Genomic DNA, 11,094 nt, shown 5'->3' on the forward strand with positions numbered 1-11,094 from the left:
GTAGAGCGGCTCGGCACGAGCGTACAAGCCTTGGTCCGCGTAGAGGCTGGCGAGGCCGTTGAGCGTTTGAGCGACCTCCGGGTGGTTCTCGCCGAGAGCCGCTTCCTGAATGGCCAGCGCACGCGAGAAAAGCGCCTCAGCCCGAGCGTTCGAGGCTTGTTGCCCAGAAAGGTTGGCCAGGTGGTGGAGCGACTCGGCGACGAGGGGATGGTTCTCACCGAAAGCCGCTTCCCGAATGGTCAGCGCACGCACATGGAGCGGCTCGGCACGAGCGTATAACCCCTGGACCGCGTAGAGGCTGGCGAGGTGGGTGAGCGTTTGAGCGACCTCCGGGTGGTTCTGGCCAAGGGCCGCTTCCTGAATGGCCAGCGCACGCGAGAAGAGCGGCTCGGCCCGGACAGGGTTCCCCTGAAGCAGGTGATGAAGACCGAGCAGGCCCAGACTCCTGGCGACGTCTGGATGAGCCCCCCCGAGCACGGCCTCCCGCAGGGCCAGCGCCTGCTCGCCCCTCGCGATGGCGTCGGCGTACCTGCCCGCGTCCCAGAGCCCTTTCGCCTCGTCGAAGGCCGTCCGCGCCTCCAGCAGCCGCGCGTCGGGTTTCTCCGCCGCGCCCGCCGCACAGCACAGCACCACGACCATCATCCCGCGAACCCACTGCATGTCGGCTCCTGGGCTACAACTCGCCACCCGAAAAGCGGAACCAGGGACGTGGGCGGCCCCCCGCCAATACACACCCGTGCCGAGCACGGATGAATGCACTCCGCCCAACGTCCCAGTCCCTAACCCAAGGCGAGCATCCCACCTGTGGAATGGAATGCCCTACACAGGGGAGAGCCCCCGAGCGGGAAAATCATGCAGAAAATCCGCGGATTCTTTTTCCGGGGGCTTCCGCCGGGCATCCGCCGCGGGCCCCCTCCCCCCTTGACTCAGGGAGAGAACGAGGCACAGACGCGCACGCCAATCGCGGCATCGCGCGCCGTCGGATCGCCCGCGGAGATGTTCGCGATGTGCGCGCCAAAGGCGTCGTAGTACCAGGAGCCTCCCCGGAGGACGACGCGGTGGAACTCCGGTGTCGTCGAGCGCGTGAGCTCATAGACGTTTCCGGCCATGTCCTCCAGACCGAAGGGGCTCACCGACACCGGGTGGGAACCGACCATGTCGGGCCCGAAGGCCATGGGCTTCCGCTGGTAGGTCATGTCGATGTTGGCGTCGTCGGGCTGCAGCTGCTGGTCCCCATGGGGGTAGCGGCGGCCATCGGCGCCACGGGCCGCGTACTCCCACTCGTTCTGGCTGCACAGGCGTGCTCCTGGGAGACGCCCCGTGCTGTCGAGCCAGTAGAAGTAGCGCGCCAGATCCTCGGCGGAGACCCCGGACAAGGGAAACTGGCGCCAGTCGGCGGTATTCCGCCGGGTCCGCCCCGGATAGTGGAAGAGCTCGCCCTCCTTCGCCGAGAAGACGACGTCCTCGCGCGAGCGGTAGAAGGAGAAAACCCACCCGGCGCCGGGTTGCCGCCGCAGCGTGACCGCCCCGGTGGAGCTGAAGCGCGGCTGCTCGAGAATCCGTCTCGCGGGTGCATCCGGGCGCAGATCGTCGAGGTAGGTCAGCCAGTCGCCGAACGTCACCTCCTTTTGCCCGATCAGGTAGCCCTCGTTGAGACAGAACTGGTGAAGCGGCGGGCTGAGCATGAAGATCCGCACGTCCTCCGGCTCGGAGCTGCCCAGGAGGAAGCAGCTCCGTGGGATGTAGACATAGCCAGCGGGCACCGCGGTGGGGAGCACGAGGCGGACCTGCTCGCGGGCGCCGTGAGTGAGGAGCAGAGGCAGTCGCACCGGCACGCGTCCCGGCTGCGTGACGTGGAGGAGATAGGAACCCCCTGGCAGGCGCAGGCGGGAGATGGGCGTAGGGCCCAGGGAATCCGACTCCGCGACGGGCTTTCGGTGTCGCGTCCCTTGCACATCGGTGTAGCGCTCGATCTCGACGCGTGCGCCGGGAGGCTCCGTCACGATCTCGAGCTCGGCCGGGGCCAGGAGTCGTTGCCGCCACTCCGCTCCCTCCCGCGCCCCGTCGGTCACCTGCTCCAGGTGTTGGGCCCATTGGTCGCGCTCGCGCCGCTGGTGGAAGCGCTCGGCGAGGAGGACTCGTTCATAGGTGACCTCCGCGATGAGCCGACGCGTGTCCACGTGGCCACGATCTCGATCAAGGGCCTTCTCGAGGAACTGGCTCGTGCGGGCGTAGGCCGCATCGGCCTGATCTCTCAGGGTGAGCGCCTCGGTCCATCGCTGCTCGGCGGCGCGCTTGAGGGCATAAGGGTCCAGCGAGTTCTCGAGGCCAACGGACGGATCAGGCCGGCCATCGAACAGCGCCAGCGCATCCTCGCGGCGCGTGCTGGCCCGCTGGGCGAGGGCACGACCCGCGGCGAGTACTTCCCGCGCCGCGTCGACCTGGGCGGCGACGAAGCGTACATCCGCGAGGTACGTCTGGAGTCGATGCCCACCATAGGAGGCGACGACGGCGAGTGCGAGGACGAGCGTGGCCAGCCTGCGACCCCACCGCTGGCGTGTCACGGCGCGGCGGGAGGCGAGGAGAAAGGCACGCTCGCGCGGCCCCAGGGAGGAGAGTTCGAGAGGATGCGCCTCCTCGACCTGTCGCCGTCCCCAGAGGGCCTCCCTGGCGCGCTTCAGGCGTTCCCACTCCGCGCTCGCCGCCTCGACCCGCTTGCGCACCGCGCGATGGCCGATGTTGTCGTCGAGCCAGCCCCGGAGTGTGCCCCAGCTCGCGATGAGCGAGTCGTGGGCGATCTCATAGCGCGGCTGGCCTCCGGCGGTGCGCGTGTGCAGGAGGCGACCTTCCACGAGTGCGCGAAGGGCGGCCCGGGAGGACTCATCCGAGGCCTCGACGAGTTCCTCCTCGCCACGCTCGATGCGCGTGCCCTCCCCCGTCACGAGCTGGAGGAGGAGGTGCCGCGCCGCCTCGCGCTCGTTGGGACTCAGGCGCGCGAGCACCCCGTCCGCGTGCCGCGACAGCGCTCCGGCCACGCCGCCCATCTCGTCGAGCGCCTCCCGGGTGATGCGCCCTCCCGCCGGGTCGCGCCGCTCCCACAGCTCGGCCAGCGCGAACTGGAGCAGGGGGAGGCTGCCCACTCCGTCCGCCGTGGACTCGACGAGCGTCTGGACGAACTCGCCGGATTCGAAGACCACACCCCGACTTCGCGCGGGGCCGACGATGGCCTCACGCACCCCTTCGGGAGACATGGGGCGGAGGATGTAGAGCGCTCGCTCGGCCTCGTCGCCCAGGCCGGGCAACGCGCACAGACGCGTCAGGAAGTCGCCGCGCACCGTCAGCAGCACGCGCACCCCCTGCGACGGAAGCGAGAGCTCGCCCAGGAGGCGGGCGAAGTGCGCTGCCTGGACCGGCTCGGAGAGGGTGATGAGTTCCTCGAGCTGGTCGACGAAGAGGATCAGGCTCCGCCCACCCTGGTGCGCCTCGCGCAGCGCCTGCCCGAGCCATGCCGAGGTGTCCGCGAGCGCGGTGAGGAACTCCGCCTCCTTCAAGCCCAGGACAGGCGCGAGCGCGGCGGCCAGGGCCTCGAGCGGGCGGCGGCCGGGCCACAGCGTGACCGTGATTCGCTCACGCGCTTCGCCCAGCGGCTCAGCCTCCATCCGGGTCAGCACGCCAGCGCGGCACAGCGAGGACTTGCCGGTGCCAGAGTCCCCGGCGACGAGGACGAGCGGCCGGTGGCGGAGGCGCTCGAGCACGGCGCGGATGTCGGCGTCACGTCCGAAGAAGAGGGCCCGGTGCTCGGCCTCGAAGGGTGCCAGGCCGCGGTAGGGATTGCTGGCGAGCAGGGGGGCTGGGGCGCTGAGCCGCTCGAGGCGTTCGAGGGCCTCGCAGAGCGCCTCGGCCGAGGCGAAGCGGTCGAGCGGATTGGGCGCCAGGCATCGCGCGATGATCTCGGCGAAGTCCGGATCGATCTCCGGTTTCCCTTCCGCTCGGGGCGGGTCCCCCGGCAACTCTCCCGTCCACAGTTCGTGGAGCACCAGGCCCAAGGCATAGAGGTCACTTCTGGGCGTCGCGGGAGCACGCTCCAGGAGGAGCTCGGGTGCCATGTAGCGCCGCGTGCCAGCGAGGTGTGTGCTGGACGGCGGCGAGGCCGCTCCGGGTTCGAAGCGCTCGGCCAGACCGAAGTCGAGCAGCTTCACCTCTCCGTCCTCGGTGAGAAGGGCGTTGGAAGGCTTGATGTCGCGGTGGAGCACTCCCTGGCGATGCGCCGCCACCAGCCCCCGAGCGAGGCCGACGCCGAGCGCCAGGACCCGACGCCAGGGCACTGGCAGTGGCAGCTCCGCGAGGCTCTGGCCAACGACGTACTCGGAGACGATATAGGGGTGCCCACCCACCTCACCGACGCGGAAGACGTTGACGATGTTCGGGTGCTGCAACCGGGCGATCGTGCGGGCCTCGGTCTCGAAATACGCACGGACCCAGGGCTCGGGCTGACTGGAGGCGATGAACTTCACCGCCACGCGCCGCTCCAGCGAGGTGTCATGCGCCAGGTAGACGACGCCCATGCCTCCGCGACCGAGCACGCGCTCGAGGCGGAACTCGTCGAACACCTCGGGCGGGGTCCAGGAGAGACCCGCCTCCTCCAGGTTGACGCCAGCCGGCTCGGAGCCTTCCGGGACACCGGGCTTCGTCCCCAGGCCACCCCGCGAGACCGAGGCGAGAAGAGTCCGGCAGGCATCGCACCCGGCGGCGTGTTGATGGGCACGGGCCAACGCCTCGTCGGACAACCGCCCATCGAGGAGATCCACCAGGACCTCGTCCATCAGGCAATTGGAGGTGCTCAACCCGCTGTCGCTGGCAGTGGACGGACTCATGAATTCGATGAAATCGGATTTTTATGGTATGTTGATGAAAATGGAACAGGTGTCCGAGCTAGCTCCGGCGTTTCTCGCGTACACAAAGGTGGGCTTCGTTCCTCCCGTGGATATGGCCGCTCTCGAGCGCCTGCTCGTCCACGCCTGGGAGACTTCCCGAGCGCAGTGGCCGACCGTGGCCCTCCCCGCCGAGCCGTTCGTGAAGCATCTCGCCGAGCGGCTGCCCGAGGCGAGTCCCGACAGCCCCCTCGAGCCACTCCTCGAGCAGCTCTCCCTGGCGGAGCTCTACCTCGCGTGTGCTTGCGTGCGAGGGATTCCCTCCGCCATCGAGCTCCTCGAGCGCAACTACCTCGCGAAGCTGCCGGGGCTGCTCAAGGGTCCCAAGCAGTCCGAGGCGATGCTCGACGACGTGTGCCAGTTGGCGCGCGTGAAGCTCCTGGTCTCCACGCCCGAAGGTGGCCCCAAGATCGCTGAGTACACGGGGCGAGGCGCGCTGTTGAGCTGGGTGCGTGTCACCGCCGTGCGCATCGCCATCAAGCTGCAGGCCGTCGAGAAGCCCGCGCCCGATCAGGACGCGGACACCATCATCGAGGCACTGCCGGCGCCAGGAGTCGACGCGGAGCTGGATCTCATCAAACGGCGCTACCACGCCGACTTCCGCCATGCCGTGCGCGAGGCCTTCTCCGCGCTCTCGGCCGACGAGCGCCACCTGTTCCGCCTCTACTTCGTCGATCGGCTCTCGATGTACGATCTGGCCGCGCTCTTTCGCGTCAATCAATCGACGGTCTCCCGCTGGTTGAAGAGTGCACGGCAGACGGTCTACGAGGAGACGCAGCGCCGTCTGCGGGCGCGGTTGGGCCTCTCCTCCCGTGATTTCAAGAGCTTCCTGGCCGTCCTCGACAGCCAGCTCGAGCTGGGCATCAGCCAGCTCCTGAAGCAGGAGGAGTCCTAGGGACCCTCGCGTCCATAGGACTGGTTGCGCAGCAGCGCTGTCGTGGGACTCGCATCCGCGCGCGACACCGTGCAGCGGTCTCCCTCGCCCAGGTCGAGCGCCGCGCCCGTGCGGAAGCGGTTGGGGCACTCCCGGAGAATCGTCTCCAGGGCGCGACCGTCCCGAGTCCGGGCCAGGCAGGTGGCCCCGTCGGGTGCCCACGCCGCCTCGAACGAGGCCAGCGCGAGCTCCCAGCCCGCCGAGGACTCGGTCGTCCGCGCGAGCACGCCGAGCCGATCGTAGATGTCGAGGGCGGTGTCCTCGTGCGTGTGGCTGCGGCCGTTGCCGCAGTAGTCCGCGCGAGCCATGCGCGTGCAGGCCTGGTGGAAGTCGGCCAACGCTTGCCCGTCGCGGCGCGCCCAGGGCTTGTAGCCCCAGTTGACGCACTTGGTGAGGGCGCCGTTCTCACAGGCGAAGGTGAACTTGCCCGGGACGTCGTGGTGGGCGCCGCTCGCGTCCCAGACGCCACTCAGCGCGAGCGCCCGGGGGTCGGGCACGCGGTTCAGGGCGACGCAGGGGTTCTCCCAGTCCTGGGCCACCGCGTTCCAGGCCTCGATGCGGTACCAGACCATGCCGGGGTCCTCGGGGGAGGGCTCGGCGCCGCAGATGGCCACCTCCACCGGCTTGCCGTCGCTCGCCGTCCCCTGGAGCACGGTGCCGATGATCCCCGTGCCCGTGGGCGCCCTCGGAGCGAGGGCGGTGATGGATGCGGGCACCAGGCGCCCGCCCTCGAGCTGCAGTGCCTTCACCTGGCCATCCGCCGATTGCAGGGGCTCGAGGCCGACCGAGACGAGCACGCTGCTGCGCTCGTCGGCCACCTTCTCGGTGTCCCAGGAGCGCCGGGTGCCCCACAGCATCGTCCCCTGGGGTTTGACGGTACGTTGGGACGCCTGGGACTGACATCGCCGCGCGTAGCGCTCGGGTTGGTTCACCGGGGCGGCCACGCTCGCGGGGCTGGGGCGCTCCGCGTGCGCCAGCACGGGAAGCTGAAGGCACATCAATGCGAGCAGATACTTCCTCATCGCGGTCATTACTTTCTCTCCATTGCGTTCACTTCGATGGGCGCGAATCGCTGCCCCGCAGCCGGGGAGAGCCGGTGACCCGGGCAATCATGCAGGGAAATTTGTTCCCTACCTCCGCGTACAGCCCCCTCCCCCCACAGGTTCGAATGTCCCGGCGATTCCGTTGGGTGCAAGAGAGAACGTCACGGGCGGCTGTCCATGGTGAGCCTTGGGTTGGAATGCCGGGAGGACGTGCGCCTTCGGAGAAGAATCAAGCAGCATCCACAGGGCAAAAGCAGTGACCGGGACGGAGACACCGCCCGTAATCAGCCCAGCCGTGCACATTCCTCCGCGCTCCCGCACCTGGCCGCACCCGACCGCGGTGAGTGTGATGGCCGTGACCACGCCCATGCCTCCAAGCGTGGTGAAGACGATTCCATTCACGTGTTTCGCATACGAAGTGCCCTCTGCCACCACAATGGCGCGACGTGCCCGCAGCGCTTCCCGGCCGACACCGGGGACAAAAAGCCTGTCACCATTCCGCGACTTCAAGACCAGATGCTCAAGGACTCGTCGGGCGCAGGACGGCCCGCGCACGTTCGAGCGCGGCGGGGGGAATCTCGAGGCCGTGCTCGAGCGCGAACCGCTGGGCCTTCCCCGGGTCCTTGAGGTACTTCGAGAACCAGAGTTCCTCTTCGGGGCAGACGGGGATGCGGTCCACCCACTGCGCGCGCTCGAAGAGGACGCCCCCGTCGAGCTGTTCGTTCTCGTAGGTGGCGTCGAATTGCAGGCCACCGTCGAACCGAGCGCGAACGTAGAAGCGGCCCTCCAGCGCATTGTCGCGGTGGGCGACGTCGAAGGGCTCTCCCCAGGAGGTGACCGTCGCATGTCGGCTCTGGGCGAAGTGGACGAACGCGAGCAGCGTGTCCATGCCGCGGGCGAGCAGCACATCCACGTCGGTGATGCGTGTGCCAGAGAAGTGCGCGGGGTGGAGCAGCGCGAGTCCGGTGCTGCCGAAGGTGACGTACCGCACGTTCGAGACCGCGAGTTGCTGCAACAGCGAGCGCGCGTCAGTCATAGCAGCCGATGACCTGCGCGTTGGGAACCCAGTCTCCACACAGCTCGCGGGTCGAGTGGAAGACGAGCTTTTGCAGCACGCCCGACTCCACGGCGTCACGGTGAGCGACGTAGCTCGAGCCTTCGAGGGTGACGTGGAGGCGACCGCGCCGATAGCGCTCGTTGTAGTAGTAGTAGCCCGACGTGACGCCTTCGAGCGTCCAGCCCGTGCGCGTGCGACCCTGGTCATCGAGGAGGGCGTCCATGAGCGCACGCACGGGGGCGCGGTGGGCCGCGATCCAGCGTGTCTCGCGGTTCTCCCGGTAGATGTCGCCCAGGACGCTCAGCTCGCGAAACACGACGTGCTCCACCCCGAGCGCCTCGGCTTCGTCGAGGTAGCGCTCGACGTCGTCAATCGTGGAGACGCCCTGTGTATTGAGGATGCACACGAGCTTCACCGGCACGCCTTCGCGCTGCACACGGCGAACGGTCTCGCGGAACACCTCGGTGCCGCGAATGGGCTGCCCGAGGTCGAAGCGCATGATGCGCAGGTTGACCTTCGCGTCGAAGTGCGCCCGGGACAGCTCGGCACGGTCGAAACGAGCGCGGGCGAGCGCGGGAACCAGGCGCTCGTCGTTCGCGAGCCCCGAGCCGTTGGTGTAGAGCACGCGCTCGGCGAACAGCGCGCCGTGCCCATCCAGCAGCGAGAGCAGGCGCAGCAGCCACTCGGGCTCGGAGGTCGCTTCGAGGCCGCTGAGGCTCAGTCCCATCTCGAATCCACGCAGCTCGTTCCATGCGCGGTCCAGCGCCGCGAAGTAGCGGTCGTGGTCGGTGATGGTCGTGTGTGCGGAGAGGCGCGTCGCGTCGATGCGCGCCAGTTCCTCGGAGCAGAAGGAGCAGTGCGCGTTGCAGCGCGTGGGGTTGGCGTACGGCGTGAACGTCAGCCCGGGGCGAAGCAGCCAGCGCCTGCCGAGGAGGATGCGCTCGACGGGGGCGCGCGGGGTGAAGGTGCGCCAACGGCCGTCGCGAAACTCACTCGGGTGGGTGATGCTCGAGGCGTGTCGGAACTGGTTCGGGCTGAAGCGCTCGGGGTTCATCGGAGGTGCTCGAGCGAGACCGTGCGGGCCATGGCGACACCGAGCGTCCGGGGCGAGGTGAAGGCCTCGCGCGAGTGCCCGTAGCGGATGTTGTCACAGAGCAGGATGTCGCCTGCCTCGTAGTGAAGGCCCTCGCGTGTGGCGAGAAACGCCCCCATCAGGAGGTCGACTTCGTCGTCGTTCAGCTCGCGGCCGTTTCCGAGCGGATAGCGGCGGTAGCCGTTGACGATGGACAGCGGGTCGAGCGCGATGCGCGGAAAGAGCATCGTCTCGCGCCCGCTCACGGGGTCCCGGTAGAAGCCCGGAACCCGCACGCGCGTCATCAAGGTGAAGCGGGGCTCACGGGAGGCGGTGGGCTCCTCACGCCACCAGCACTCGTCGAATTGCAGCGTCGAGGCCCGGCAACGCGCCTCGGCCTCGTCGCGCGACTGCGTCTCGAAGCGGTCCTGCCACGAGCGGAAGTAGTTCCTGTGCTTCTCGGGGTGTCGCTCATCGACGAAGCCCATCTCGATGAGCATTCCGTGCTCGCGCAGGGCGCCGAGCAGGGTTTCACCCCTGGGGCCACGCGAGCGAATCCAGCGCTCCATCCCATCGGCTTCGTGCACGAACGTGCGTCCGCCCCGCGCGGGGGGGCACGCGCTGGCGGAGAAGAAGAGCAGGCTCGCGGGCATGTGCCGCTGGTAGAGCACCTCGTTGTGCGGCAGCAGCCAGAGGTGCGAGGGGTACTCGTCGGTGGCGCGCAGCTCGCGCGAGAGGGCCTTGCGCGTGGTGCGACCGCTGTTCATTCCGCCCCAGGCGAAGCTCGACTCCCGGCCGAAACCAAGGGCCTCGAGCAGGTCCTCACCGAGCTGTCCGGGCTCGCTGAACGCCAGCCCGGTGTTGCGGAGGTGCAGCGCTCCGTGGCGGGCGAACTCGCGGTGGATGGCCTCGAACGCCCTCGCGTCGAGCGCGCCCTCGGCGTCGAACGTGCGCGCGCTGAGCAGCTCGTCGCGCCGGACGAGGGCGGGGGCGATGGCGTAGCGCAGGGACGGATCCGAGGCGGTGCTGGCGAATCGGTCGAGCACGGGAGCCGGCTTCGCCCGTGCCGCCTCTCTCTGCCGTCGCGCCTGCTCGGTGCGGTCGTCCCAGAGCTCGCCCGCCATGCCGACGTAGACCTCCCGGTCGCCTTCGAAGCTCTCGCGGGAGTGCCCGTAGCGGAGGTTGTCGAAAAGGACGAGGTCTCCGTCGTTCCAATGCAATCCCTCGCGAGAGGCGAGGTACGCCGTGATGAGGACCTCGCGCTCCTCGCCGCTGAGCTCTTCGCCGTTGCTGAGCGTGAAGCGCCGGTACCCATTCTTCGCGCTCGGCGCATCCAGGGCGATGCGTGGAAAGCGCAGGTACCTCCGCCCATTGCTCGGGTCGGACCAGAACGCGCTGAGGGTGACGCGCGCCATCAGGGTGGGGTGTGCGCGCTCGCTCGGGTCGTTGCGAATCCAGCACTCGTCGTACTCGAGCGTCCTCGCGCGTGCGCGCGCGAGCGCCTCGTCGGGATCGTCGGCGCCGAAGCGCTCCTGCCACGACTGGAAATAGTTGGCGCTCTTCAGCGGGTGCGCGCGGTGGAGGAAGCCCGTTTCGATGACCAGCCCGAAGCGCTCGAGCTTGTCCACGAGCGCGCGGCCCAAGCGGCCTGTCTCACACAGCAGCGGGACGATGGCGTCCGCGCGGTGGACGAAGGTGCGACCACCCTTCGCGGGGGCGCGATGGCAGTAGAACAGCACGCGGCGCGGTGAGCAGCGCTGGTACTGCACCTCGTTGTTGGGCAGCAGGTAGAGCTCGGGCGGATAGAAGTCCATCCGTCGAAGGCCGGGCTCGACCCACTTCCTCTGCCACGCCTCGCTGGTGCGACCACCCGCGGAGAACTGCTCGTGCGGCGCGAAGCCGAGCTCGCACATCGCGCGCAGGGTGTCGTCCACGCCGCGAAGGCCCGTACGACGGACGTGCACCGCGCCGAACTGCTCGAGTGTCGCGCGAATGGAGGCGAGCTTGCCGGTGTCGAGCTGCTCCTGGGCGTCGAACGTCCTGGCGCTGAAGCGCTC

7 protein-coding genes are annotated in these 11,094 nt (G+C 68.9%); 1 reads left to right on the forward strand and 6 read right to left on the reverse strand.

Translation table 11 applies throughout. The features are described 5' to 3' along the window. On the reverse strand, positions 1–660 hold a 660-nt coding region (locus VF794_RS16970), incomplete at its 3' end, for a tetratricopeptide repeat protein (protein ID WP_331111647.1). A 266-nt stretch (positions 661–926) separates the two neighbouring features. After that, positions 927–4,874, reverse strand: a complete 3,948-nt coding sequence (locus tag VF794_RS16975; RefSeq protein WP_331111649.1) for a bifunctional serine/threonine-protein kinase/formylglycine-generating enzyme family protein — start codon at positions 4,872–4,874, stop codon at positions 927–929. Positions 4,875–4,986: 112 nt separating this feature from the next. On the opposite strand from VF794_RS16975, the gene VF794_RS16980 reads away from it, so the two are divergent. Continuing rightward, positions 4,987–5,826 carry a sigma-70 family RNA polymerase sigma factor gene (locus VF794_RS16980; RefSeq protein WP_331111651.1) on the forward strand — a complete coding sequence of 280 codons (840 nt, stop codon included), beginning with the start codon at positions 4,987–4,989 and terminating at the stop codon, positions 5,824–5,826. Here the strand turns inward: VF794_RS16980 and VF794_RS16985 are convergent. From VF794_RS16985 to VF794_RS17000, 4 genes are all read right to left on the reverse strand, one after another. Next, positions 5,823–6,896, reverse strand: coding sequence for an ADYC domain-containing protein (locus VF794_RS16985; RefSeq protein WP_331111653.1), 1,074 nt, complete (start codon positions 6,894–6,896; stop codon positions 5,823–5,825). The genes VF794_RS16980 and VF794_RS16985 overlap by 4 nt on opposite strands. A gap of 532 nt (positions 6,897–7,428) precedes the next feature. Then, entirely contained in the window at positions 7,429–7,944 is a 516-nt protein-coding gene (locus tag VF794_RS16990; RefSeq protein WP_331111656.1) for a hypothetical protein, read from the reverse strand. Further along, a complete protein-coding gene (locus VF794_RS16995) occupies positions 7,937–9,019 on the reverse strand; it encodes a hypothetical protein (RefSeq protein WP_331111658.1) in 1,083 nt (360 codons plus the stop codon). The genes VF794_RS16990 and VF794_RS16995 overlap by 8 nt, the downstream gene beginning before the upstream one ends. Beyond that, positions 9,016–11,094: hypothetical protein (locus tag VF794_RS17000; RefSeq protein ID WP_331111662.1), on the reverse strand; the 2,079-nt coding region annotated here is incomplete at its 5' end. The genes VF794_RS16995 and VF794_RS17000, both read right to left, overlap by 4 nt.

Source organism: Archangium sp. (genome assembly GCF_036389735.1).
In the GTDB taxonomy this organism is placed as follows: Bacteria; Myxococcota; Myxococcia; order Myxococcales; family Myxococcaceae; genus Archangium.